We start from the raw sequence: 24,834 nt of genomic DNA on the forward strand, positions 1-24,834 counted from the left end.
AGAGCGTGAAACAATCGGATCAGAAGCCATAGTACTGTGATGCAGGGATCTCCCCGGCTGCACCAAGGTGCCAGATATCACCGACCTGAGGCCAAACACCTACAGACTTGAGGTAGAAGGCGATGGCGACAAAGGCGAACATGATGAAGATAAGTGTCGCAAAGACGTAGCCGATCGTCTTCCAGATGTTGATCCACTTCTTATTATTGAGCCCCACTGTCTGAGCCGCACTCCAGATACCATGAGAGAGGTGAAACCAGATGGCGCAGAACCAGACCAGATAGATGATCACGATCCACTCCTTACTAAAGATGTACTCCATCTGAGTAGAGGCCAAGACAGAGGCATTGCCCATCCAGGTCTGGAGCTGCATCTTTGCCCAGAAATTGATCAGATGAAGCACCAGTCCACCAAGGATGATAAGTCCGAGGATCAGCATGTTCTTGGATGCCCAGTCGATCTTGGCCTTACCAGCCACCTCGTAGCGATCATTACCCCGAGCCTTGCGATTTTGGCTCCAAAGCATAATCGAGAAGATGATATGGATCAGGATCATGGCTGCCAGGATCGGCACCATAAACTGTACGACGGGATTAGTCCCCAGGAAGTGGGCTATCTCATTGTAGCCCTCAGCCGAGAAGACTGCCACCAGGTTCATTGCTCCGTGGAAAAGCAGAAAGAGGAAGAAAAAGACACCGGTGACACTCATCACCACCTTCCTTCCGATAGAAGAATTAGTCAACCACATGGGATTTGATAAAACTGTTGTTGGTATTCGAAGTAACTTTGTCGTGCGACAATCAGTCAGTGTTGCAAATTTAGCCCAATTCTACGATCTTCCCAAGAAGATTACCGACATATTTCCATAATTACAACTATCAACACTATAGCGGGATAGAAAGCGGGCATTAGGTATAAAAATCAAGACCTCGCAACCTGATGGTAAATTTTTTTCTTATCTTTAGCATCGAATCGGAAGGTCGCACGCCGATCTTCCTTACCATAGTATCAAACAATCTACACATATATCTATATGACCATGCGACTTAATCTCACATCACAGATCTCTCTCGAGCAGGTTGAGGAGCGGCTCTACAACCCTCAGAATGAGTATGAAGAGACTATGCTCACCAGCTACGAGCGGATCCTCACGCACATCTATCCCTCCGACGAGCAGGCAGGTGCTGAGCTCGCTCTCCGCATCGCAAAGGATATCAAGGCTCACCAAGACAAGGGGGAGACTTATGTCCTCGGCATCTCGGGAGGTACCAGCCCTCTGCCTGTCCTCCGCGAGATGATCAAGCTCCACGAGAGTGGAAAGCTCTCCTTCAAGGGCGTACACATTTTCCCTCTCTATGAGTTTTACCCTCTCCTCAATAACAACGAGGGCGTGCTTGCCCACCTGCGGGAGGAGTTCCTCGACAAGATCAGCATATCCGACTCGTGCGTTCACTCCTTTGACATCCGCATAGACAAGGATGATATCCCCTCGTCCTGGGCGGACTACGAGAGAGCGCTTAGTGACCTCGGAGGCTTTGACCTCTGCCTGATGGGTATCGGGCTTCGAGGCACCATCGCGACCAACGCTCCAGGTGACGTACTCAGCTCCTCGTACCACCTTGTGGTACTTGACGACACCTCACGCAATGAGGCGATCAGCTCCTTTAACCTCTCCGACAACGTCCCCGAGACTGCTGTCTCCATCGGGATGAATGAGATACGAGCGGCCGAGAGCATTGTCCTGCTGGCATGGGGCGAGGCGAAGAAGGAGATCCTGAGGCAGGTCGTCGAGGAGCCTCAGGATGACAATATCCCGGCCTCTATCTTTCAGACCCACCCGAGGGCATGCGTCTACACCGACCTGGAGGCGGCTGACGAGCTGGCCCGAATCCACACCCCATGGAGAGTGACCGATCCCCGATGGACGGATAAGCTGGTTCGTCGCGCCTTAGTCTGGCTCTGCAATCAGACCGGCAAGACGATCCTCAACCTGACCAACCAGGACTACATCACCCACCAGCTGAGCGACCTGCTACGTCAGTACGGCTCAGCCTACGACTGCAATATCAAGGTCTTCAACGACATCCAAAATACGATTACAGGATGGCCCGGAGGTAAGCCCGATGCGGATGACAGCAAGCGACCTGAGCGCGCTCTACCCTTCCCCAAGCGCGTGATCGTCTTCTCCCCACACCCCGATGACGACGTCATCTCTATGGGAGGGACGTTCCATAGGCTTGTCAAGCACGGTCACGATGTGCACGTCGCTTACGAGACCTCAGGAAATATCGCTGTCAATGATGAGGAGGTGATCCGGTACATCGACTTTGTGCACGCCCTCTACCAGAACGAAGGGCGAGAGGACGACGAGCTATGCAAGAAGCTACTCAAGACGCGTCACTACCTGACTGAGATCAAGAGAGAGGGAGACAATGAGACAGACGAGACTCGGTACCTCAAGGGGACGATCCGTCGTCAGGAGGCCCGCACGGCAGATCGTCATGTGGGACTTAAGGATGACCACGTCCACTTCCTCGACCTCCCCTTCTACGAGACCGGTGCGATCAAGAAGAAGCCACTCTCTGAGGAGGATGTGCTGATCGTCACGGACTTCATCCAGAGCATCAAGCCCCATATGATCTTCGTCGCTGGAGACCTCCGTGACCCTCATGGGACACACCGCGTCGCCACAAATGCGGTACTCGCAGCTCTCGATGAGCTGAGGGACGAAGCGTGGCTTAAGGACTGTCGCATCTGGATGTACAGAGGAGCATGGGCGGAGTGGAATATCGACGACATTGAGATGGCTGTGCCGATGAGTCCAGAGGAGCTCCGATTCAAGAGAGACTCTATCCTTAAGCACCAGACACAGATGGACGCTGCCCCCTTCCTCGGAGATGACGAGCGCCTCTTCTGGCAACGATCGGAGGACCGCAATAGAGGGACGGCCAAGATCTATCACGACCTTGGATTTGCTCGCTACGAGGCTATTGAGGCCTTCGTGCAGTACCACCCTGTAGACTGATCGTCCACCGAGGTGACATCATCCAGGCAGGTCCATGACTGACAAGTCGGTCGTGGACCTGTCTCCTATGAGGGAGATAGTCACGAGGGTATGTGTGTGTGTCAGGTAATTTGTGCACCTTTGTATTGTCGAGCGGATTATACCCCTCGCTGTTAGTTACACGTATAGTTTTATCCATACCAACCTTTAAACAATAACTGAGCAAGACGGCAACGTCTGACAAGTGTTTGTCTTATGAAGAATGTCCTTATCATTGGCTCGACCGGACAGATCGGGTCAGAGTTTACGATGAAGCTGAGGAGCATCATCCCCAATGGTCAAATCATCGCTGGGTATATCCCCGCAGCTCCCGTCAAGGGAGAGCTCAAGGAGAGTGGTCCCTCGGAGATCGTAGACATCACCAACGCACAGCAGATCGCTGATGTGGTGGAGAAGTATGATGTCGATACCATCTACAACCTCGCTGCCCTCCTATCGGCGGTGGCAGAGGCGAAGCCCCAGCTCGCATGGCACATCGGCATCGGTGGACTCTGCAACGTCCTCGAGGTAGCGAGGGAGAAGAAGTGCGCTGTCTTCACCCCCAGCTCCATCGGATCATTTGGGCCCTCCACGCCTAAGGATAAGACCCCTCAGGATACCATCCAGCGTCCCACGACCATGTATGGTGTGACGAAGGTATCCGGTGAGCTCCTGAGCGACTACTACTTCAAGAGGTTTGGTGTCGATACCAGATCGGTGCGCTTCCCCGGTCTGATCTCCAACGTCACCCTCCCCGGTGGCGGCACGACCGACTACGCCGTGGATATCTACTACAAGGCGGTACAGGACGGGAGCTTTGTCTGCCCGATCAAGGCCGGCACCTATATGGATATGATGTATATGCCGGACGCTCTCCGCGCCATGTACGAGATCTTTGAGGCTGATCCTGCCAAGCTGAAGCACCGCAACTCCTTCAATATCGCCAGCATGAGCTTCGACCCGGAGATGATCTACGCGGCCATCAAGAAGCAGATGCCAAGCTTTACCATGACCTACGATGTCGACGAGCTGCGTCAGGGCATCGCTGAGTCTTGGCCCAACTCTCTTGATGACAGCTGCGCCAGAGAGGAGTGGGGATGGAAGCCCGAGTATGACCTCGACACCATGACCACCGATATGCTCACTGTACTCAAGGAGAGATACAGCAAGTAATGTAATATAGTGGAGCATGGAGACCTCACGACAGTTTTCACTCCACTGATAGTGGAGCCATTCCTCTGAGTGATCGGAGGTGATGACGCTCTTGTTTTTTCTAATCCACAAATTATTCTTACCATGAAATTCAAGCTCATTGACCTGCCCTACGCCAAGGATGCTCTGGAGCCTGTGATGAGTGAGGAGACAGTCTCTCTTCACCACGGCAAGCATCTCAATGGCTACGTCAACACTCTAAATAAGCTGATCGAGGGCACCGCCTTCGAGGACAAGTGCCTCAAGTCAATCGTGAAGGAGGCTGAGGGCAAGATGTACAATCAGGCCGGTCAGATCCTCAATCACAACCTCTTCTTCCTGCAGCTCCGTCCGAAGGACGAGGCCAAGAAGGCTCCTACCGGCAAGCTGCTGGAGGCGATCGAGAAGGAGTGGGGCTCCTTTGAGGACTTCAAGCAGAAGTTCCAGGAGGAGGCTGCCGGTCTCTTCGGCTCCGGATGGGCTTTCCTCGTAGCCGACAAGGATGGGAAGCTCAGCATCGACAAGGGCTCAAACGCCTATAACCCCATCACTGAGGGTCTCTGCCCGCTGATGACTGCCGATGTCTGGGAGCATGCCTACTATGTAGACTACCGCAACGTACGCGCTGACTACCTCAAGGCCCTCTGGGAGATCATCGACTGGAAGACCATCGAGGAGTGGTACGCAGAGCCAGAGCAGGCGGTGAAGTGTGCCTGCAAGGCCAGCAAGGCTGAGTAAGCACTGACACCATAATATAAAGCAAAAGGGGCTGCACCGCTATGGCGATGCAGCCCCTTTTGCTTTTCGGACTTAGTAGTCAGTCGTCCAGCTTATCCGAGATAGCGCTCATAGAGTCGGAGACAAAGCGATCCAGCGCCTCTCCGCGCAGCAGACCGCTCGCCAGGAGTCCGAGGTCGACGAGACGCTCGATCACCGGCTGACCGGCAGCAAAGTCAGCATAGATGGTGCTGAGCTTCGCATCCAGCTCATCGATGTGGGCATTGGTCTCCTTGAGATCCTCCTCGAGAGACTTCTTCTTTGCCTCGTCGGGCTTATTCTTATCGTCATAGAGCTGACTGTCTATCTCAGCCCGCCGAGCAACAAAGCCATTTCGGTCACCCATCAGCTGAGTGTACGTATCGATCTGATCTGATGCTCTGAACCTCTTAAGCACCGCACCGATCAGCGGGTGGTCAATATTGAGGGTCATCATATAGCTGTCCGGCATAGACCCATACATATCCATCCCCTGCTGCATATGGGCCATATCCTTCATACGCCGCATATACTCATTTTGGATCACCACGATTGGCTTAGCCTCTGCACCCTGATTAGCCGTGGCGACGTGGATCATCTGCTTCTCATCGCCCTCAGGTACCCGGCTCTGGAAGAGCTGTCTCAGGATAGACTGATCCTCCTCAGTCATATCGACCTGACCGACCGGCTTCTCATCTTTACGTACGAGATTCTCCAGTGTGTCACTGTCAACACTGACAAAGTGGCTATCCTCCGACTTCTGCTCCAGCATCCCGATCAAGTGCATATCCAAGGGACCATTGAGCAAGAGTACGCTGTAGCCTTTATCCTTCGCCGCACGGATATAGCTGTACTGACGATCAGGATCCTGAGCGTAGAGGTGGATAACCTTCTTGTCCTTATCGGTCTGGTTACCCTCGATGAGGGTCTTGTACTCCTCGAGAGTGTAGTACTTCTCATCGGTGTCCTTGAGGAGCAGGATCCCCTTAGCCTTCTCGGCAAACTTCTCATCCGTCAGCATGCCATACTTCACGAAGAGATCGAGCGCAGGCCACTTCTCCTCGTAGGCAGCACGATCGGACTTGAAGAGCTCTGTCAGCTTATCTGCCACCTTACGCGTGATGTAGGTCGAGATCTTCTTTACCCTGGCATCGGACTGTAGATAGCTGCGGCTCACATTGAGCGGGATATCCGGTGAGTCGATCACGCCGTGGAGGAGATTGAGGAAGTCAGGGACGATGCCCTCTACGTTGTCGGTCACGTAGACCTGATTGCAGTAGAGCGAGATATTGCTCTTCTGCATATCGAGGTTGGACTTGATCTGCGGGAAGTAGAGGATCCCGGTCAGGTTAAATGGATAGTCGATATTGAGATGGATCCAGAAGAGCGGAGCATCATTGCCCGGGAAGAGCGTCCGGTAAAACTCCTTGTAATCCTCATCCGTGAGGGAAGAGGGCTGCTTGATCCACGTCGGGTCCGTCTCGTTGATCACCCGTGGCTTATCCGTATCGACCTGATTGCCATCCTTCCACTCCTTCTCCTTACCGAAGACAATAGGCACGGGGAGGTAGCTGCAGTACTTCTTTAGGAGCGCCAGTATGCGATTCTCATCGAGGAACTCCTTATCCTCCTCAGAGATATGGAGGATGATATCCGTCCCCCGAGGTCTCTTCTCAGCCTCCTCCATCTGATACTCCGGATTGCCCTCGCAGGACCAGCGGATGCTGGGGGCCGTCTCATCATAGCTCTGAGTGTAGATCTCGACCTTGTCGGACACCATAAAGGCGGAGTAAAAGCCGAGGCCGAAGTGCCCTATGATGCTGTGCTGATCCTCATACTTCTTGACAAACTCCTCAGCACCACTGATGGCGATCTCATTGATGTACTTGTGGATCTCATCGGCCGTCATACCGATGCCGTTATCCGAAATGATCAGCTTGTCGCCATCGATCTTCACCTCGACCTGGAGATCCCCGACCTCACCGGAGTACTCACCCTTAGAGACCAAGGTCTTCAGCTTCTGCACGGCATCCACACCATTGCTGACGATCTCCCTGAGGAAGATCTCATTGTCACTGTAGAGGAATTTCTTAATGATCGGGAACATATTGTCGCTTGTCACGCCAATCTTCCCAGTCGTCTGATTTTTGTCCATTATCTATCTGTTTTATGACTTAATTCTTCGTTTATATCTCAGTAGGCAAAGTCAGTGCCAAAGATTCAAGAGGTGCGAAGAAGGTATGATTGTCACACACAATAATGGTACATTTGTACATAACACTTGCGATCACTGACTAAAAGATGAATACCAACCTACCCCCTCTCGCGGAACGGATGAGACCCGGCACACTTGAGGGCTACTTCGGTCAGAGCGACTTAGTCCGCCCCGGAGGACCTATTCACGATATGCTTGAGACGGGCCTCCTTCGCTCCTTCATCCTGTGGGGTCCCCCGGGAGTGGGTAAGACGACCTTGGCGAGGATCGTAGCCAAGCACTTTGACCTCCCCTTCTTCACCCTCAGCGCAGTAAGCTCGGGGGTCAAGGAGGTTCGCGATGTGATCAAGCAGGCCGAGGACTACAGAAATGGTCTCTTTGCCCAGGGTGCACCAATACTCTTCATCGACGAGATTCACCGATTCAGCAAGTCCCAGCAGGACTCTCTGCTGCACGCCGTGGAGCAAGGGAGCGTGGTGCTGATCGGTGCCACAACCGAGAACCCATCCTTTGAGGTGATCCGCCCACTCCTATCTCGCTGCCGGGTACTCGTGCTGAAACCTCTCACACAGGGTGACTTGGATGAGCTCCTTCACTACACCCTCACCCGGGATGAGGTACTGAGGGAGTACGAGGTGCAGATCGACTCCACGGATGCTCTCTTCGCTGCTTCGGGAGGGGATGCCCGCAAGTTCCTCAATATCCTGGAGCTCATCGCGACGACACCGGAGGCTCTGGAGCGAAAGAGCTTCACCATCTCCGATGAGATCGTGGCTCAACAGATCCAGAGAAATCCCGGTGTCTACGACAAGGGTGGCGAGATGCACTACGACATCATATCAGCCTTCATCAAGAGCATCCGTGGAAGTGACCCCGACGCTGCCATATACTGGCTCGCCAGGATGATCGATGGGGGAGAGGACCCAAAGTTTATCGCTCGCCGACTGGTCATCTCGGCGTCCGAGGACATCGGCCTCGCCAACCCCAATGCTATGCTGATCGCCGAAGTGGCCTTTACCGCTGTGGAGCGCATAGGCTGGCCTGAGGGGCGTATCCCACTAGCGGAGGCGACCATCTATCTCGCCTCCTCCCCCAAGAGCAATAGCGCCTACACTGCTATCAACCAAGCTCTTGCATTCGTCCGTAAGAGTCCACCCCACCCTGTACCGATGCACCTGAGAAATGCACCCACGGAGCTTATGGACGAGCTGGGGTATGGAAAGGGGTACATCTACCCCCACGACTACAAGGACCACTATGCTCCGCAGCAATACCTCCCCGACGAAGTGGTGGGCACCTCCTTCTGGAGACCGGCGGACAATGCCCAAGAGGCTCAGCTACTCCAGCGGCTGAGGCAAATGAAAGGAGAGCCGGAGTGAGCGGAGTCTAATACCGATATTAGACATTCCTTTTATCGGTATTAGACGTTTCTTTTACCGATATTAGGCGCGCCTAATATCGGTGAAAGAAATATGCCACAGGAGGCAGAGTTACTTTTCGACCATATTAAATGGTCCTCAATCCTTTATCGAGAGCAGAGGGAATGACCGAAGAGAGGGTCCTCTTTGAGGGACGGGAAAAAGTCTGTACCTTTGCAGTGTCAAGCCGACAATATCCGGGCAAGTCCTACACGGTCAGCTCCCCACGAATCCCCCCAGGGCTTGATCGCAGCAAGGGTAGTGGGTTGTAGCGACGCGATGTAGACAGCTTGCCCACCCGCCTTCTTAGCTCAGTTGGTAGAGCTTCTGATTTGTAATCAGATGGTCGTAGGTTCGAGTCCTATAGAAGGCTCTCATCAAGAAGCGACTGTAAGTGACGAGCCATCGTACTTACAGTCGCTTCCTTACTTACGTCAGATTGGGTAAGTTTGCTCTTGAGAGTGACCCTCGCACTCCCTTCGACAGTTTTTGCACATTCACCATTCCTCACCTGATCCTTCGATGCACCGCTCATCCACCCCTAAGCACCCTACTCTACTGCTTATAGGCGTAGCTCTCTGCATTATCCTCCTGCCGAGAGCCTATGCCCAGAGCAGCTCCTCAGAGATCAAGGGGCGTGTCTACGACACGGATGAGGAGGAGTGGATGACCGCAGCGAGTGTGCGGCTCCTGAGTGCCACCGACTCCACTCTGGAGGAAGGGGTGATGACCGACAAGCAGGGACGCTTCAGACTCCATGTCTCCACGCCCGGGAGCTATCTCGTAGACATCTCTTTCATTGGCTACACGCCCTACCGCAAGGCGGTATCCATCGGAGCGAACTCTAAGATCGACCTCGGACGGATCAAGCTCTCCCCGTCTGCGACGGCACTGAGCGAGCTGAAGGTCGTGGGACAGGCGAGTCCGGTGACGATCAAGAAGGACACGGTGCAATTTAGCGCCGATGCCTTCAAGGTTCGCCCCGGTGCCTCGGTGGAGGAGCTGCTACGCCGTATCCCCGGGATCGAGGTAGACGCAGATGGAAACATCACTTACAATGGGGAGGCCATCGAGCGGGTGGAGCTGGACGGCAGAGACTTCTTCTCCTCCGACCCGACTATGGCGACTAGGAATCTCCCCGCTGACCTGATCAAGAACGTACAGGTGGTCGACAAGAAGTCCGAGCAATCCAGGCTCACCGGTATGGACGATGGAGAGAAGACGAAAATACTCAACCTCAACGTGAAGGAAGGGCTGAAGAAAGGCCTCCTCGGCAGCCTAAAGGCCGGCTACGGGACAAAGGACCGATACAGAGTAGACCTAATGGGATCGGCATTTAGAGGAGACGAGCGGATCACCCTCCTCGCTAATCTCAATAACACTAACGGGGTAAGGCGCGGGAGAGGAGACCGAACCCAACGCTCAGTGGGAGCCAACTACGACAATAAAGTAAGTGATAAGCTCAACGTCACCGCCGAGCTCTCATATCAAGAGAACGACAACACCCTGTCCAGTCGGATGACTCGGGAAAACCTCCTCGGAGAAGCCACTCATACCACCACCGACCGCACCACCTCCTCCCAGGATGAACTCTCACGTCGTGGCTCTATGGGTGGTCGTCTCGAGTGGACACCCTCTGAGAGGACTGCACTTTTCTTTATGCCCGATATCAGTATTGGTCGGAGCCGATCCCACTCTCTGTCTCAGTACAGTACAGAGGCAATGACAGGAGAGACGATCAACTCCGGCTCCTCGGAGAGGGAGGAGAAGAGTCGCGACGACGGAGCGAGTGGCTACCTCCACTTCCGCCACACCTTTAACGACGATGGGCGAAATATCTACGTCAGAGTCTTTGGGCGACACGAGTCGGGCAACAGCGACGGGACACTCAAGAGCGTCACCACCTTCACCAAGGGCAACAGAAGCGAGACCCTAGATCAGCGGACCAGCTCCCGTAACGAGAGTAATCGGGGCGGTATCTCCGTCTCCTATATGGAGCCTCTCAGTAAGTACTGGGCACTCCAGGGCAGCTACAGCCTCGACGGCGAGTACAGGACGAGCGATCGCCTTGCCTATCAGGCCGACGCAGAGGGGGAGTACACCATACTGGACAAGCGCTACTCCAGAGGCTCCAGCAATAGGTACCTCAACCACCGGATCGGTGCGATGGCGAGGTACCAGCCGAGACCTAAGAGTAGCATCTCCCTCGGAGTCGATGCGCTGCCCACCCACACGCACACGATCACCACGAGTGGTGAGGAGGTCACCTACGACCACGAGCGAAGCATCGTCAACTATGCGCCCTCGCTCATCGTAGACCTGAGGAACGACCGAGGACTACAGTATATGCTGCACTATAGAGGGCGCACCAGTCAGCCCTCTATGGAGCAACTGAGCCCCGTCACCATACAGACCTCGCCACTCTCCCAGACGACCGGTAACCCTGACCTGCTTCCCTCGTTTAGGCATATGATATTTATGCGTGGATCTATGGAGAATCGTGAGAAGCGCCAGAGCCTGCAGATATTTGGCTACATGGGGACGGTGAATAATGCGATCATCAGTCGTCGCGAAATAGACCGAGAGACGGGCATCAGCCGCACCACGTACGAGAACGTGAATGGCGTCTACTCCTACAGTGCCGGCGGGTCGCTAAGCTTACCCTTATCCAAGAGCCTGACCTCCTTCACCAACGGCCGGATCGGTGGCAATAGAGGCAAGGGGTATGTCAATGGAGATCTGAACACCTCCCTCAGCAGCACCATCAATCTCTCGGAGAGAGTCACTTGGTCGGGCGAGTATCTGCAGTCATCGCTGGGCTTCTCTGGGGGCTACAACCACCTAACCAATACGGTATCCCGCCAGAGTGATCGAGAGACACTCGACTACAGGCTCTTCTGCGAAGCCACCTGGACGCCACCCTTCGGTCTCAGTCTCTCTCATCGTCTCTCCTACAGAGATGCCAAGGGGTACCATGACGATGTGAAGCGAAACCTCTGGATATGGGACCTCAGCCTGGGATACTCCTTCCTCAAGGACCGGAGGGGGACACTGGAGCTGGAGGCACTGGATCTGCTGGGACAGAGGAGTACCTTCCGTCGCACCTCGACCGCTCAGTCCATCACCGATATACTGTACGAGGGAGTCACATCGTACGTTATGCTGACCTTTACTTATAAGTTCAATACCCTACCGACAGCAGACCCCTCTGCCGATCGCTCCTCACGGTCAAGATACCAGTCCCGGTACTACCATAGGATGTGACGAAGAGAGGGCCCTACTTTTATAGTGCCCTACAAAAGCGTTATCTTTGCAGATAAAGTGTACCAGGCAGATAGCCATGATACACTTGTACTCTAATCAGTTAAGAACTCATCATCAGAAAAGACATGGAGAGACAATATAGTGAGCAGGAGCTCCTGCGTCGTGATAGCCTACAGAAGTTGCGTGACCTGGGGATCAACCCCTACCCCGCTGAGGAGTATGTGGTGGATGCCACCTCGCAGGACATCAAGGACCATTTCTCGGATGATGAGGAGCATCCTCGACAGGTGAGGATAGCCGGGCGGCTGATGTCTCGACGGATCATGGGCAAGGCCTCCTTTGCAGAGCTCCAGGACAGCGAGGGCAGGATACAGCTCTACATTACTCGCGATGACATAGCCCCCGAGGAGGATAAGACACTCTATAATGTGGTCTTCAAGAAACTCCTCGACATTGGCGACATCATCGGGGTGGAGGGCTTTGTCTTCCGCACCAAGATGGGCGAGATCAGTGTCCATGTGCAGAGGCTTACCCTGCTCTCCAAGTCTCTCCGACCACTCCCGGTCGTGAAGGTAAAGGATGGGGAGACCTATGATGCCTTTACCGATCCGGAGCAACGCTACCGTATGCGGTATGTGGACCTGATCGTAAATCCGCAGAATAGAGACATCTTCATCAAACGGACGAAGATGTATAGTGCCTTCAGGGACTTCTTCAATTCTCGCGGCTTCCTCGAGGTGGAGACGCCCATTCTGCAGACGATCCCCGGCGGAGCGTCGGCTCGTCCTTTCGTCACCCACCACAATGCTCTGGATATCCCTCTCTACCTGAGGATAGCGGACGAGCTCTTCCTCAAGAGACTGATCGTCGGAGGGTACGATGCTGTGTACGAGTTTGGGAAAAACTTCCGCAACGAGGGGATGGATCGTACGCACAATCCCGAGTTTACCGGGATGGAGGTATATGTCGCCTACAAGGACTACAACTGGATGATGGAGATGACCGAGCAGCTGCTCGAGTACACCGCACTTCAGGTCAATGGCAAGACGACCGTGGAGCTGGATGGCAAGACCATCGACCTCAAGGCTCCCTACCGGCGACTCACCATGACCGATGCCATCAAGGAGTATGGGGACTACGACATCACCGACAAGACCGAGGAGGAGCTGAGGGCCAAGTGCAAGGAGCTAGGGATCGAGGTGGACGACTCCTTCGGTAAGGGCAAGCTAATCGATGAGCTCTTTGGCGAGATCTGCGAGGAGCACCTGATCCAGCCCACCTTCATCACCGACTACCCTGTGGAGATGTCACCGCTGACGAAGATGCACCGCACCAAGCCCGGACTGACGGAGCGCTTTGAGCTGATGATCAATGGCAGCGAGCTTGCCAATGCCTACACCGAGCTCAATGACCCGATCGACCAGCTGGAGCGCTTTGAGGATCAGCTGAGACTGTCAGAGAAGGGAGACGATGAGGCCATGTTTATCGACCAAGACTTTGTCCGAGCCTTGGAGTATGGTATGCCCCCAACGAGTGGTCTCGGGATAGGGATGGATCGCTTGGCGATGCTCCTGACTGAGCAGGATACGATCCAGGAGGTACTGCTCTTCCCCACGATGAAGCCTATATCTCAGCCCAAGGGCGAAGTGGAGGAGGAGGAAGCGGACTCTGATAGCGAGTGAGTATGAAGGAGACAGCCTCTAAGAGTGCGACAGACCCTAAGTCTTCCGCCACACCGGCGACCAAGATCGGACTCATCGGTAGCGGGAGCTGGGCTACGGCGTTAGCCAAGATCCTGCACGAGACAGGTCAGGAGTTCAATTGGTACTTCAGGTTCCGCAGCCAGATCCGGGCTTTCAAGAAGCAAGGGCATAACCCCAATTACCTCACCTCAGTCAGCTTTGACACCTCCAAGGTCCACTTCTACAGCGACCTCACAGAGCTGGTAGAGGAGAGCGACACCCTGCTCCTCTGCACCCCTTCTCCATACCTCAAGGGCATACTGCAGAAGGTTGATCCGGAGAAGTATAAGGGGAAGGTCTTCCTCAATGCTGTCAAGGGAATTATCCCCGACAGCTATCAGCTGGTATCAGACTTCCTGTCCAGCGAATTTGGCATACCGATGTCTCAGATCGCTGTCATCTCCGGTCCCACGCACGCTGAGGAGGTGGCGATAGATCGGACCAGTTACCTCACGATTGGCTGCGAGGACGAGGAGACGGCACTACGGCTTGCCCCGCTATTTCATGCGCCCTATGTCCATACTGTGATCAGTACCGACGTGAGGGGCATTGAGTATAGCAGCGTGCTGAAGAATATCTACGCCATCGCCTCTGGTATCACTCAGGGGATGAAGCTGGGAGACAACTTTATGGCAGTGCTGATCTGCAACGCCACCGGAGAGATCAAGCGCTTTATCCGCACCGCCACCGAGAGTCGACCGCAGGTCTACGACTCTGCCTACTTAGGGGATCTCTTGGTGACCGCCTACTCCCGCTACAGCCGTAATAGGACCTTCGGAAACTTCTTAGGCAAGGGCTACGGAGTCTATGAGGCGCAGCTCGAGATGGAGATGATCGCAGAGGGTTTTTATGGAGCAAAGTGCATCCATGAGGTGAATAAGAGATATGGCGTAGAGATACCGATTGCGGACGCGGTCTACGACATACTCTATGAGCACGTCAAGCCGGAGCAGGCATTTGAGGACCTTAAGCCACTCCTGAAGTGAGTCAAGCGCCGAGACAGGAGAAATATGTCGCATCATACCTCTGAGTCGAGGACCCCTTTTCCCCACATCTCCAAGCTGATCCCGGAGCTGTGGGATTGTCTCACGGACCGAGAGAGGGAGGTATTCATCCTACGGAGCAAGGTGTACACCTGTGAGGAGGGGGAGCGTATCTACCCGCACACGCCTAAGGAGCGGGGAGAGGAGCGGAGAGTCATCACCTTAGTAGAGGGTCAGGCACTGACCTACTATCTATACAATGGCGAAGTGCCCATACACTTTACCGGTAAGGAGATGCTGGGGCTTGCGCGACTGCTCACCGGTATGGAGGACTGGTACACCTGCAAGGCGCTCACGAAGTGCCTCGTCCTCGCTCTCCCCGCAGAGATCGTGGAGATGGTGGTAGACAATAATGCACGGGCCTCCAAGCTACTCCTGACACGAGCTCTCAGGACTCTGCATACTAAGGATATGCGCCTTATCGTACTCAATACACGTCGCATGCCGGGGAGGATGGCCTCGACGCTGCTCTATTTGGATCAGATCTTCGGGAGAGAGGAGGACGGACAGACGCTCCGGGTGAGACTGACGAGGGGCGTGCTGGGTGGTCTGAGCAATATGACCACCAGCAATGCCACCAGAGTCCTGCGATCCCTAGAGGAGGATGGGATGATAGCACTACAGGGAAAGGAGATACAGATACTTAAGGAGACCGCCCTCGTAGATGTCAGTCGTCACGGATGAACGACAAAACACTGGATGAAGAGAGAAGACAAAAGAATCAACATGGAGAATGCCGACATCCTCGGCACCGCTCCGATCAAGAAACTATTACAATTTTACGCCTGGCCCTCAGTCATAGGGGCTGTCGTCAATACCCTATACAATGTAGTCGACCGGATATATATTGCACAAGGGGTCAATAGCTTGGCCCTATCCGGTCTCTCGGTCACTATGCCCGTGATGGGCGTAACCCAGGCTGTAGGTACCCTCGTCGGCATGGGTGCCGCCTCGAGGATCTCCATACTGCTCGGGCAGCAGAGGAGAGAGGAGGGAGAGAAAATGCTGGGCAGTGCCTTCCTCCTATCACTCACGATCAGCAGCCTTGTGATCGTCTTGCTGATGATGTTTGCACGGCCACTTCTGATGCAATTTGGTGCCTCGGAGGCTTCCCTGCCCTATGCCCTCGACTATCTGAATATCGTCTTGCCGGGAAATATTTTTGCCAACATCACCTACTCGTACAATGCGGTGATGAGAGCAACCGGTTATCCCAAAAAGGCGATGAAGACGATGCTCATCGGTGCGGTACTCAACTTTGTACTCGACCCCGTGTTCCTCTTCGTATTCGATATGGGTATCTCAGGGGTCGCCCTCGCCACCGTGATCAGTATGATTATCGGTATGATCTGGGTACTCCACCACTTTACTCGACCGGATACCAACGTCAAGCTTAGGGTGAGAAACTTCAAGTTCAACTGGGGCTACACCCTCGCGATCGTCTCTATCGGTGTGGCTCCCTTTGTGACCCACCTGATGGCGAGCATCGTCAATATCTATAAGAATCGACTGCTCTACGACTACGGGATGACCTCCCCGATAGACTTCTACAGCGGAGACTTAGCGGTGGCAGCCAATGGAGTGATCCAGAGCGTGGCTATGCTGACGCTGATGTTTATGTTCGGCATCTCGCAGGCGACACAGCCTATCCTTGGCTACAACTATGGGGCCGGGAACCTCGGGCGAGTGAGAGATACCTTCCGGATCGCTCGGAAGATGAATTTCCTGATCGGTGTCTTTGGAGCCTCCGTGACCCTGATATGGCCTGAGATCGTGGCTCGGGCGTTCACGTCTGACCCTCAGCTGATCGCAGTCTGCAAGGTAGGGCTACGGATCGAGCTCGCCGCTATGTGGGCTGTGGGTATCCAGGTGACGGGAGTACAGTTTTTCCAGAGTCTTGGTAAGGCTGCCCGTGCCCTCCTGCTGAGCTTCTCTCGACAGCTGATCTTCCTCGTGCCTGCACTGGCGATCCTGCCGCGTGTCATGGGTCTCACCGGCGTCTGGACCGCACTACCAGTAGCGGATGTACTGTCGATGATCTTATGCATGACGATGACCTCATCCTACTTCCGCAAGCTGGCTCACCCCTATCATCGGACTAAGCAACGTGACTGAGCATGCGATACATTATCTTTGTCTTCGTACAGATCGCACTGGGCTATGCCCTCTGCCGCTACGTCGGACGTCGGGTCCCCGGCGATCAGTTGCTCCGTAAGGTGCAAAAGTGGAGCGTCATCGCTATTCCGATCCTCTCCATAGGGCTTATCCTGACCACCTCACTCCTGAAGGGCAGAGCACCCGAGCTGGTGACAGACCTACTCATCGCTGAGATCTACTTTGCCGCACTCTTCGCACTCCTCGACAGCGCCACGAAGAGCCACTACGGTCGCGTGACCGCCCTACTCTGCCTATCACTGATCCTTCCGGTGATGATCGCAGGGAGAAGAAATGTACGGGAGCCAATCACCACCCGCTACCGCATCGTGCTGCCGGACAAGAAGCTCTCGGACAGCGTACGGATAGCACTCGTGACTGACATCCACTTGGGCGAACTCTTCGGGGAGGAGCATCTTGCAAGGATGGAGCAAATGATTGAGCAAGCTTCACCGGACTATGTCTTCATCGGGGGAGACCTGATCGATAGAAATCTAAGCGATGTGGACACCCTCACGGCGGCATACCACTTCGCCCACCTAAGAGAGAAGGTCCAAGGTCTCTACTTCGTCCTTGGCAACCATGAGTACTATGGTGACTTGGATGAGAATGTGCAGTGGATCTCCTCGCTCGGGAAACTGCTCCGCGACAGCGTCGTGAGACTCCGCCCAGGTCTCTACCTCATAGGCAGAGACTACTACAAAGCCTTGGATAAGGACGTGGTGCCACTCAGTAGCTTAGCGGAACAGGTTCCTGATGGGTCGACCTCCATACTGCTACAGCACCGGCCTCGTGAGCACTGGGAGAGGGACCCGGATGTCAGCGGAATAGACCTCACCCTCACGGGACACACCCATGCCGGGCAGATCTTCCCGATGCAGATCTTCCAGCCGCTTCTCTTTAGCCACAACTACGGCTGCCACCCCTCTGGAGACGGCACACTCATCATCTCCTCCGGCTACGGTGCCTCCACCTCGCGTCTACGCATCGGGAGCAGGTCCGAGATCGTTGTCATCGACCTCTACTTCAAGGGGACATAAGCCCGGCAATGACCAAGAAGGCGAGCGAGTAACAGGTCTCGACCCCTACCCCCCCTAGATGGCCCTGCTACAGGCGCAGGACTTATGCCGAGTCAGCCTGAGGGTTGGGCAATAGAGGCAAAAATGCTAACTTTGCACGCTAACAACTGAAACCAAATCACATAAAGACATAACAATGGATATCACTCTCGCAGAGCAGAAAGATAACTTTGCCCGCATAGACGTAACTGTCGAGAAGTCGGACTACGCAGAGGACTACAAAAAGCGTCTCAATAACATCAGCGCCAACGCCTCGATGCGCGGATTCCGCAAGGGTCACGTGCCTAAGGGACTCATCCTTAAGATGTACGGTGACAGCATCCACGTCGATGCAGTAAGCGAGGCTGTTACTTCGAAGCTTATGGACTTCATCCGGGAGAAGGAGCTGAAGACTATCGGTCAGCCCATTATGCCAAAGGAGCTCAACCAGGGAGATAAGCTGCTGCAGGATGAGATGACCATCACCTTTCACCTGGCGCTGATCCCCACTCTGAGCGACGACATACTCAGCAGCGAGGACACCCTTACCTACTACCAGCCCACCGTGGACGACGAGGAGGTGACTAAGCAGATGGAGCAGCTCCAGAGGGCCAATTCCAAGTTCGTTGACGGAGACCACATTGTCCCCAATGCTTTCGTATCCGGAGCACTGGCAGAGCTTGATGGAGACTCACCCCGCGAGGGAGGTATTCAGCTCGATCGGACCACGATCTACGTGGACTTTATGACCGACGAGGAGGAGAAGGCGAAGTTTGAGAACGCCCCCAAGGACAGCATCGTAGTCTTCAATCCCTACAAAGCCTATGGCGGTCAGAAGTCTGAGCTTAAGGCGCTCTTCCACCTTGACGACATGACCGATGAGGAGGTGGAGAAGTACAAGGCGAGCGAGTTCTCCTACGAGATCAAGGAGATCAGCTACTCACAGCGTGCGGAGCTCAATCAGGAGTTCTTCGATATGGTCTTTGGTCCCGACAAGGTGCACACCGAGGAGGAGGCACGCGAGGAGCTGAAGTCCAAGATGGAGCAGAATATCAAGGCCAATGCTGACTATAAGTTCACCGAGGATCTCATCAGTCTCATCACCGAAGAGAAGACCGACAAGGTGGACCTCGCAGAGGAGACTATCAAGGAGTGGTACAAGGGCTCCGAGATGGCTAAGGATCAGTCCGACGAGGAGATCGACAGCAACTTCAAGGAGCTGATGAAGGGTCTTAAGCTTGACATAATCATCAACCACTTTACAGACAAGTACAGCCTTGAGGTCACTGAGGAGGATCTGAAGAATTTCACCCGCTCCTACGTGATCAACCAGCTGGCACAGATCGGTCTCTCCTCTCCCACGGAGGACATGATCGAGGGACAGGTACAGCGCGCCCTCAGCAATGAGAACTTCCGCTACAACACCCAGCAGAATATGCTTCGCCAGATGGTCGCCCAGAAGATCCACGAGGACAACCTGATCACTGTAGAGACCAAAGAGGTGACTGCCGATGAGCTCCAGAAGATCATCATGAAGAGCGACGAGGAGACTGAGTCTGAGGAAACGCCTGCCGAGTAAGAACTTCGTGCGTCCGTAGAGACTCACTAACCACAGTTATGCAAAGCCTGAGACTACTTTTCCTGAGTAGTTTCAGGCTTTCTTTATCCTTCCATCCAGACAATTTCGGTATATTTCCGGTCCATCAAGCTTTTCATACCATATGACCAGATACCATTTCCATACTACCTCATACCTCGGAGTGTCACCCACCTGCACCCTCATTGCGATCCTGCTCCTGGCCCTTTTCGGATCTCCCTCTCTCTATGCGAGGGACAAGGAGGGACGGTTTATCGTGGTTATCGATGCCGGACATGGGGGACACGACAGCGGAGCAAAGGGCAAAGTCTCCTACGAGAAAGATGTCGTCCTTGCGGTGTCCAAAAAGGTGGGAGCCAAGATCAATGAACTGGCACCAGAGATCAAGGTCTACTACAGCCGACCAGACGATAACTTCATCGGTCTGCAGGACAGAGCCCGGTTTGCGATCAAGAAAAATGCTGACCTCTTTGTCTCCATCCATGCCAACGCTAGCAACAGCCACTCCCCCAGCGGTACAGAGACCTATGTGCTCGGACTTCACCGGACAGAGGACAACCTAAGGGTGGCGATGAAGGAGAATAGCGCCATCCTCCTGGAGGACAACTACTCAAAGAAGTATGAGGACTTTGATCCCACCTCAAGCGAGTCGTACATCATCTTCCAGTTCATGGCAAATAAGCACTTGGAGAATAGCTTGAGACTTGCCAAGCTGGTCCAGAGCGGCTTCAAGTCCGCCAGTCGATACGACCGAGGGGTACGCCAAGCGGGCTTTTTGGTACTGCGTGAGGCTGCCATGCCGAGCGTCCTCATCGAGATCGGCTTCATCACCAATAGAGACGAAGAGCGCTACATCAATTCTCGGAGTGGGCAGACCAAGATCGCCAATGAGATCGCCAAGGCTGTCATAGAGTACGAGAGGCAGATCCGGAAGCGATCCGGCAAGCAATAGCCCCCGACCATACCAACACCAAAAAGGGAGATGCACCGGTTGGGCGCATCTCCCTTTTTTATTACCAAGCGTGACCCTCAGATCACTTTGCCTCTTCGGTATCTGAGTCCGCTGCAGCCTGCTTAGTCGCAAGCATCTCCTTAAGCTCTGACTCTGTAGCTGAGGCTAAGTTGCTGGAGGATACTTTCTGATATATCTTGAGGTCAAAGAGCGAGATCACTGCCATCAGGTGCTCAAAGGTATTGGCAGCTATGGTCTCATGCATCCCCCAGTTGGAGGTCTTTGTGAAGAACCGTACGAGGAGCGGCAGTCCCATCTCTGTCATCGGCTTCTGGAAGCACATCACGTCGTAGTTGTGATCGACAGCTTCGGACTGCTCGAGGAACTTAAGCACATAATTCCGGAAGAGCCCCAGGTTGGTCACCCTGACCCGCGTCAAGTCATCCGTCAGGCTCTGCTTCTTATTCTCATCCTCCACCTCGGCAATCAGCTGATCCATTACCTGACTCAGCATACCCGACTGACGCAGACGCTTGATCAATTGATCATCCGCATAACGTATCGAGGAGATATCGATATAGATCGAGCGAGCACAGAGACGGGCATTGGAGCGCTGCATATTAGACCAATTCTGCACCGGATTGCTCACTAAGTCATAGGGAGGGATTGTGTACATCGAGTTATCAAAGCCCATCACCTTGACCGTCGTAAGAGAGATCTCCATGACGTTGCCATCGACGCTCTTACCCGGCACGGTGATCCAGTCGCCCACATGGACCATATCGCTACCTGTCAGCTGTATACTGGCTACAAACCCAAGGATGGTGTCCTTAAAGATCAGCATCAGCACTGCTGAGAGTGCTGCGAGACTGCCGAATATCGTGCTCATATCGATGCGGAAGAGTAGCGATATCACCACCAAGACCGCAAGGAATATGGCCAGCACCTTAAAGGCCTGCAGGAGTGCGACCATAGGATTGTCCCTATACTGTGGCTGCCTGAGCATCCACGCCCGACCGGTGTCGATGACAGCAGTCAGTAAGCTAAAGAAGAAATAAGTCTGGCAAAGTCGAGCCACTAACAACAAGCCGACATACCACGCACCGCCATTGGGAAACGGCAGTGTAAGTAGCCCTATGAATATCGAGGTAACGATCAGGCTCACAAGCTTACTCAGGACCTTCTTACTGCGCGCATCGGCCGTTGAGCTATTGAACCACGGAATCTTACCCAAGAGACCCCTCAGACCCTTGATAAAGATCAGCCGGAGTAAGAAGTCCACAATCACCAAGAATACAACGACGATCCCCAGCACGAGCATCTCGTAGGCAAAGGATCCATGCTCGATCCCGAGGTCAAAGCCAGTGATAATCCTCAGGAGCAAGGCTCTTATATCATCCATTTATACAAAAATAGTTAGTGTGAATATCTAATGCGCTATAAATTAGAGGTACTTAATGTCGTACCGACGGGTAGACTCCTTGACCTCCCCGTCCTTGATCTCCTTGATCTCGTGCCGTACCTGTAGGGGCTGGTCAAAGCGGTCACAGAGGTAGGAGGCAAGTAAGTGGTAGTGGTAGTCCGGTCGGCGGATCACCATAGAGGAGATGAGGTTGGAGGACCTGGAGCCGAGTATGAAGCTGGAGAGGAAATTGACAGAGCTCACATCATTGAGGTAATTCAGGTCAGGGAATACCCGATTACCCACATTACTGTAGTAGGTCATCTCCTGGCGATACTCCCCCTCGTGCCCGGTGATAGAGATGATATTGCCCTCCGTGTCCCAGGTCACATCCATCTCACCATCCTGACTGATGATGCTGTCGAGCTGACCGCCATAGAGCCTCAGATCCCAGTGCTCCTCTCGACCACTCGTCCGGCGGAAGGAGAGAGACGTCCCCATACCGAAGGGGTCAAGATCGACCGTAGTGATCTCGGGCGTATTGCACTCCTCCAGGCAGTCGGTCTCCACGACGAGCAGCTTCCGGTCGTATACCTCTGCCTCTATAAGTGACTCATGTAGGCGGTTGCCCTCCTTATCCAAAGAGATCCGTCTTGCCCAGGAAAATTTCTCATCCTCATCCCACCCAAAAGTCAGTACCGATGAGGGATGCCGTCCCTCGTAGCAAGTGATAGAGTCAATCAGGGACGTGGGCGTCTCCACTCTACGATAGCGGCTCTTCAGGGCGTTGTATATGACTATACCGCTCACTGCCCCCACAGACATCGCCGCCAAGTCTCTCAGGACATCACGAGCAGCTGCATTGATAGAAGTTTGACTCATACTATATAAGGATATTAATTATTGAATGGTTTGCTAACTTGATCGAGACACACAAATCTACCATTTTATCCCCAAAGAAAGACCACCTCCGGGAGAGAAAGGATAGAAAAAGCAAGGAATGCACCCAGCCAAAAAAAGTGAGTGATGCACTCATCTCAAAAAAAGCGGTATATTTGCACGTTATATACTCAGAGAATAATGATCCGGAAACATTATCCAGCCTGCTTCCTCCTAAGCACACTCATCCTACTGATCGCCTCCTCGTGCGGTGAGTATATGCGCGTGCAACAAAGCACCGACGTCACAGAGCGCTACTCGTACGCCAAGAAGTACTACAATACTGAGAAGTACAAGCAAGCCGCAGAGCTGCTTGAGACGGTAGTACCCTATCTCCGTGGCACCGGGGAGGGTGAGGAAGCCCTCTACCTCCTAGCTAAGAGCTACTATGCTAACAAGAACTATCGGGAGGCAGCAGACGTCTTTGAGAAATACTACACCACCTACCCCAATGGCGAGTACACCGAGCTGGCCCGCTTCTACAGCGGCTATGGTCTGGCTAAGCAGATGCCCGACCCGCGTCTTGACCAGGAGCCTACTTACCGTGCGATCAAGGAGCTGCAGCTCTTCCTCGACTTCTACCCCCAGAGCGAGAAGGCAGAGGAGGCTACCCAGCTGCTCTTTGACCTCCAGGAGAACCTTGCACTCAAGGAGCTGCTGAATGTCGAGCTGTACTACAACCTCGGTAATTACATCTTCAATAACTACGAGTCAGCCATCATCACAGGGCGCAATGCTCTGAAGGACTACCCGTACAGTAAGTACAGGGAGGACATACACTTCTACGTCCTCTCCTCACTCTACGAGATTGCGAGGTATAGCATTGAGTCCAAAAAGCAGGAGCGGGTACGCTCCCTCAGAGATGAGTACTTCGCTTTCGTCAACGAATTTCCTGAGGGGAAGCATCGCAAGGAAGCGAATAAATACTACGACTTTGCCTATCGTCTCATCGATGGCAATGACGAGTAAGCACACATAATTCACATCACGATCACTTGATCCAAGAAGCACAAATGGACAATAAGAGCAAAAATGCACCCCAGACCCTCGTGACACGCGACATCAATGCGTTTGTCGAGCCTACGGGGAATATCTATGACTCCATCCTGATCATGGCAAAGCGGGCCAATCAGATCGCTGCCGACATGAAGCAGGAATTCGATGACAAGGTCAAGGAATTCTCGACCTATACCACCGATGATGGTGAGGACGTCGAGGAGATCAACAACGAGCAGGCTGAGCTCTCGAAGTACTTCGAGAAGCAGCCCAAGCCTCTCCTGATGGCGATCAAGGAGTTTGAGGAAGGAGAGCTTACCTGGCATCTGCCCTTAGACAAGATGGACGATGACCTGATGGACAACATCATGGACGACTGACGCCACGGGATGATACAGCGGAAACAATCACTCTGGCTCCTCCTCGCAGCGCTCCTCATGCTGGCGCCGCTCTTCTTCCCCTACGTGGTGATCACGTCCTCGGACACCCTCTTCGAGGGAGACACTACAGGCTTTACACAGCTGGGTGCCGGGGATGAGCTTGTCACCTTTGAGTGGCCACTGATGATACTCAATTTCATCATCATCTTCGTCAGCCTTGTCACGATATTCCTCTACAAGAAGAGACCCCTCCAGATGCGCCTCACGGTATTCAATATCCTACTGACAGTCGGAGTAATGATCTTGGCGGGCGTTACCACCTACAGCTTTATCTCAGCGCTGGGCGAGGGCTATATGGGCTGGCGGCTTAAGTGGCTGGTAGCCATCCTCCCCCTGCTGGCTATTGTGCTGGACGTACTAGCGTACCGCGCCATAGCGATCGACGAGATGACCGTCCGGTCTATGTATAGGCTGAGAGACAGAAAGTAACACACCAATCTTATATTAAGATAAGAGAGAGATGGGCCGATACGCCTGTCTCTCTCTTGTCTTTTTCCCGGGGCACCCAAATAGGGGGTCGAGCACAGCTGATTTACGGCGCTCCCTGTGGGCCTTATCTTGTACGGATAAAAGATCTCTCTAATACCGATAAAAGATTTCTCTGATACCGATATTAGGTTTCAC

The 24,834-nt window shown here is 53.8% G+C and carries 19 protein-coding genes, 1 tRNA gene and 1 other RNA gene; 17 read left to right on the plus strand and 4 right to left on the minus strand.

Going from position 1 to position 24,834, the window contains the following annotated elements:
* Positions 1 to 19: 19 nt before the first annotated feature.
* Positions 20 to 748, minus strand: a complete 729-nt coding sequence (locus QZR17_RS01730; protein WP_297126852.1) for a succinate dehydrogenase cytochrome b subunit — start codon at positions 746 to 748, stop codon at positions 20 to 22.
* A 291-nt stretch (positions 749 to 1,039) separates the two neighbouring features.
* Between QZR17_RS01730 and QZR17_RS01735 the strand changes: the two genes are divergently transcribed.
* The 3 genes from QZR17_RS01735 to QZR17_RS01745 all read left to right on the plus strand — a co-directional run bounded on the left by QZR17_RS01735 (position 1,040) and on the right by QZR17_RS01745 (position 4,972).
* Positions 1,040 to 3,025, plus strand: a complete 1,986-nt coding sequence (locus tag QZR17_RS01735) for a 6-phosphogluconolactonase (protein WP_297127144.1) — start codon at positions 1,040 to 1,042, stop codon at positions 3,023 to 3,025.
* A 234-nt stretch (positions 3,026 to 3,259) separates the two neighbouring features.
* Positions 3,260 to 4,216: an NAD-dependent epimerase/dehydratase family protein gene (locus QZR17_RS01740; RefSeq protein ID WP_297126855.1), complete on the plus strand. Its 957-nt coding sequence runs from the start codon at positions 3,260 to 3,262 to the stop codon at positions 4,214 to 4,216.
* Between the two features lie 123 nt (positions 4,217 to 4,339).
* Positions 4,340 to 4,972 carry a superoxide dismutase gene (locus tag QZR17_RS01745; RefSeq protein WP_296164873.1) on the plus strand — a complete coding sequence of 211 codons (633 nt, stop codon included), beginning with the start codon at positions 4,340 to 4,342 and terminating at the stop codon, positions 4,970 to 4,972.
* Positions 4,973 to 5,051: 79 nt separating this feature from the next.
* On the opposite strand, the gene htpG is transcribed toward QZR17_RS01745, so the two are convergent.
* A complete protein-coding gene (gene htpG, locus QZR17_RS01750) occupies positions 5,052 to 7,145 on the minus strand; it encodes a molecular chaperone HtpG (RefSeq protein WP_297126859.1) in 2,094 nt (697 codons plus the stop codon).
* A gap of 146 nt (positions 7,146 to 7,291) precedes the next feature.
* Here htpG and QZR17_RS01755 point away from each other — a divergent pair, with 146 nt between their 5' ends.
* The 11 genes from QZR17_RS01755 to QZR17_RS01805 all read left to right on the plus strand — a co-directional run bounded on the left by QZR17_RS01755 (position 7,292) and on the right by QZR17_RS01805 (position 20,433).
* Complete coding sequence (locus QZR17_RS01755) at positions 7,292 to 8,584, plus strand: replication-associated recombination protein A (protein WP_297126862.1); 1,293 nt, start codon at positions 7,292 to 7,294, stop codon at positions 8,582 to 8,584.
* Between the two features lie 238 nt (positions 8,585 to 8,822).
* An RNA gene (ffs, locus tag QZR17_RS01760) (signal recognition particle sRNA small type) lies at positions 8,823 to 8,922 on the plus strand.
* A gap of 1 nt (position 8,923) precedes the next feature.
* Positions 8,924 to 8,996, plus strand: a tRNA-Thr gene (locus QZR17_RS01765).
* A gap of 149 nt (positions 8,997 to 9,145) precedes the next feature.
* Entirely contained in the window at positions 9,146 to 11,887 is a 2,742-nt protein-coding gene (locus QZR17_RS01770) for a TonB-dependent receptor (RefSeq protein WP_297126865.1), read from the plus strand.
* Positions 11,888 to 12,012: 125 nt separating this feature from the next.
* Positions 12,013 to 13,569 carry a lysine--tRNA ligase gene (gene lysS, locus QZR17_RS01775; protein ID WP_297126868.1) on the plus strand — a complete coding sequence of 519 codons (1,557 nt, stop codon included), beginning with the start codon at positions 12,013 to 12,015 and terminating at the stop codon, positions 13,567 to 13,569.
* 2 nt (positions 13,570 to 13,571) lie between these two features.
* Positions 13,572 to 14,615, plus strand: coding sequence for an NAD(P)H-dependent glycerol-3-phosphate dehydrogenase (locus QZR17_RS01780; RefSeq protein ID WP_297126871.1), 1,044 nt, complete (start codon positions 13,572 to 13,574; stop codon positions 14,613 to 14,615).
* A gap of 24 nt (positions 14,616 to 14,639) precedes the next feature.
* The gene (locus QZR17_RS01785) at positions 14,640 to 15,356 is read left to right on the plus strand and encodes a Crp/Fnr family transcriptional regulator (RefSeq protein ID WP_297126873.1); all 717 of its coding nucleotides are present in this window, start codon (positions 14,640 to 14,642) and stop codon (positions 15,354 to 15,356) included.
* A gap of 15 nt (positions 15,357 to 15,371) precedes the next feature.
* Positions 15,372 to 16,787 (plus strand): MATE family efflux transporter, encoded by a 1,416-nt coding sequence (locus tag QZR17_RS01790; RefSeq protein ID WP_297126875.1) that lies wholly within the window; start codon positions 15,372 to 15,374, stop codon positions 16,785 to 16,787.
* Between the two features lie 2 nt (positions 16,788 to 16,789).
* Positions 16,790 to 17,866 (plus strand): metallophosphoesterase, encoded by a 1,077-nt coding sequence (locus QZR17_RS01795; RefSeq protein WP_297126877.1) that lies wholly within the window; start codon positions 16,790 to 16,792, stop codon positions 17,864 to 17,866.
* 175 nt (positions 17,867 to 18,041) lie between these two features.
* Positions 18,042 to 19,463, plus strand: a complete 1,422-nt coding sequence (locus QZR17_RS01800) for a trigger factor (RefSeq protein WP_297126880.1) — start codon at positions 18,042 to 18,044, stop codon at positions 19,461 to 19,463.
* Positions 19,464 to 19,605: 142 nt separating this feature from the next.
* Complete coding sequence (locus tag QZR17_RS01805) at positions 19,606 to 20,433, plus strand: N-acetylmuramoyl-L-alanine amidase (RefSeq protein WP_297126883.1); 828 nt, start codon at positions 19,606 to 19,608, stop codon at positions 20,431 to 20,433.
* Positions 20,434 to 20,515: 82 nt separating this feature from the next.
* On the opposite strand, the gene QZR17_RS01810 is transcribed toward QZR17_RS01805, so the two are convergent.
* On the minus strand, positions 20,516 to 21,835 hold the full coding sequence (locus QZR17_RS01810) for a mechanosensitive ion channel domain-containing protein (protein ID WP_296164534.1): 1,320 nt from the start codon (positions 21,833 to 21,835) through the stop codon (positions 20,516 to 20,518).
* 42 nt (positions 21,836 to 21,877) lie between these two features.
* Positions 21,878 to 22,717: a hypothetical protein gene (locus tag QZR17_RS01815; RefSeq protein WP_297126887.1), complete on the minus strand. Its 840-nt coding sequence runs from the start codon at positions 22,715 to 22,717 to the stop codon at positions 21,878 to 21,880.
* A gap of 198 nt (positions 22,718 to 22,915) precedes the next feature.
* Between QZR17_RS01815 and bamD the strand changes: the two genes are divergently transcribed.
* From bamD to QZR17_RS01830, 3 genes are read left to right on the plus strand one after another with little or no spacing between them, the layout of a single operon-like run.
* The gene (bamD, locus tag QZR17_RS01820) at positions 22,916 to 23,743 is read left to right on the plus strand and encodes an outer membrane protein assembly factor BamD (protein WP_297126890.1); all 828 of its coding nucleotides are present in this window, start codon (positions 22,916 to 22,918) and stop codon (positions 23,741 to 23,743) included.
* Positions 23,744 to 23,787: 44 nt separating this feature from the next.
* Positions 23,788 to 24,150, plus strand: coding sequence for a DNA-directed RNA polymerase subunit omega (locus QZR17_RS01825; protein ID WP_296165313.1), 363 nt, complete (start codon positions 23,788 to 23,790; stop codon positions 24,148 to 24,150).
* Positions 24,151 to 24,159: 9 nt separating this feature from the next.
* Positions 24,160 to 24,639 (plus strand): DUF4293 domain-containing protein, encoded by a 480-nt coding sequence (locus QZR17_RS01830; RefSeq protein ID WP_296165318.1) that lies wholly within the window; start codon positions 24,160 to 24,162, stop codon positions 24,637 to 24,639.
* Positions 24,640 to 24,834 lie beyond the last annotated feature (195 nt).

This window comes from uncultured Porphyromonas sp. (assembly GCF_900541275.1).
GTDB lineage: Bacteria > Bacteroidota > Bacteroidia > Bacteroidales > Porphyromonadaceae > Porphyromonas_A.

Excerpts from the sequence above, each read along its gene's own strand:
- QZR17_RS01730 (WP_297126852.1), bottom strand. The coding sequence starts at position 748 with ATGTGGTTGACTAATTCTTCTATCGGAAGGAAGGTGGTGATGAGTGTC.
- QZR17_RS01735 (WP_297127144.1), top strand. The coding sequence starts at position 1,040 with ATGCGACTTAATCTCACATCACAGATCTCTCTCGAGCAGGTTGAGGAG.
- QZR17_RS01740 (WP_297126855.1), top strand. The coding sequence starts at position 3,260 with ATGAAGAATGTCCTTATCATTGGCTCGACCGGACAGATCGGGTCAGAG.
- QZR17_RS01745 (WP_296164873.1), top strand. The coding sequence starts at position 4,340 with ATGAAATTCAAGCTCATTGACCTGCCCTACGCCAAGGATGCTCTGGAG.
- htpG (WP_297126859.1), bottom strand. The coding sequence starts at position 7,145 with ATGGACAAAAATCAGACGACTGGGAAGATTGGCGTGACAAGCGACAAT.
- QZR17_RS01755 (WP_297126862.1), top strand. The coding sequence starts at position 7,292 with ATGAATACCAACCTACCCCCTCTCGCGGAACGGATGAGACCCGGCACA.
- QZR17_RS01770 (WP_297126865.1), top strand. The coding sequence starts at position 9,146 with ATGCACCGCTCATCCACCCCTAAGCACCCTACTCTACTGCTTATAGGC.
- lysS (WP_297126868.1), top strand. The coding sequence starts at position 12,013 with ATGGAGAGACAATATAGTGAGCAGGAGCTCCTGCGTCGTGATAGCCTA.
- QZR17_RS01780 (WP_297126871.1), top strand. The coding sequence starts at position 13,572 with ATGAAGGAGACAGCCTCTAAGAGTGCGACAGACCCTAAGTCTTCCGCC.
- QZR17_RS01785 (WP_297126873.1), top strand. The coding sequence starts at position 14,640 with ATGTCGCATCATACCTCTGAGTCGAGGACCCCTTTTCCCCACATCTCC.
- QZR17_RS01790 (WP_297126875.1), top strand. The coding sequence starts at position 15,372 with ATGAAGAGAGAAGACAAAAGAATCAACATGGAGAATGCCGACATCCTC.
- QZR17_RS01795 (WP_297126877.1), top strand. The coding sequence starts at position 16,790 with ATGCGATACATTATCTTTGTCTTCGTACAGATCGCACTGGGCTATGCC.
- QZR17_RS01800 (WP_297126880.1), top strand. The coding sequence starts at position 18,042 with ATGGATATCACTCTCGCAGAGCAGAAAGATAACTTTGCCCGCATAGAC.
- QZR17_RS01805 (WP_297126883.1), top strand. The coding sequence starts at position 19,606 with ATGACCAGATACCATTTCCATACTACCTCATACCTCGGAGTGTCACCC.
- QZR17_RS01810 (WP_296164534.1), bottom strand. The coding sequence starts at position 21,835 with ATGGATGATATAAGAGCCTTGCTCCTGAGGATTATCACTGGCTTTGAC.
- QZR17_RS01815 (WP_297126887.1), bottom strand. The coding sequence starts at position 22,717 with ATGAGTCAAACTTCTATCAATGCAGCTGCTCGTGATGTCCTGAGAGAC.
- bamD (WP_297126890.1), top strand. The coding sequence starts at position 22,916 with ATGATCCGGAAACATTATCCAGCCTGCTTCCTCCTAAGCACACTCATC.
- QZR17_RS01825 (WP_296165313.1), top strand. The coding sequence starts at position 23,788 with ATGGACAATAAGAGCAAAAATGCACCCCAGACCCTCGTGACACGCGAC.
- QZR17_RS01830 (WP_296165318.1), top strand. The coding sequence starts at position 24,160 with ATGATACAGCGGAAACAATCACTCTGGCTCCTCCTCGCAGCGCTCCTC.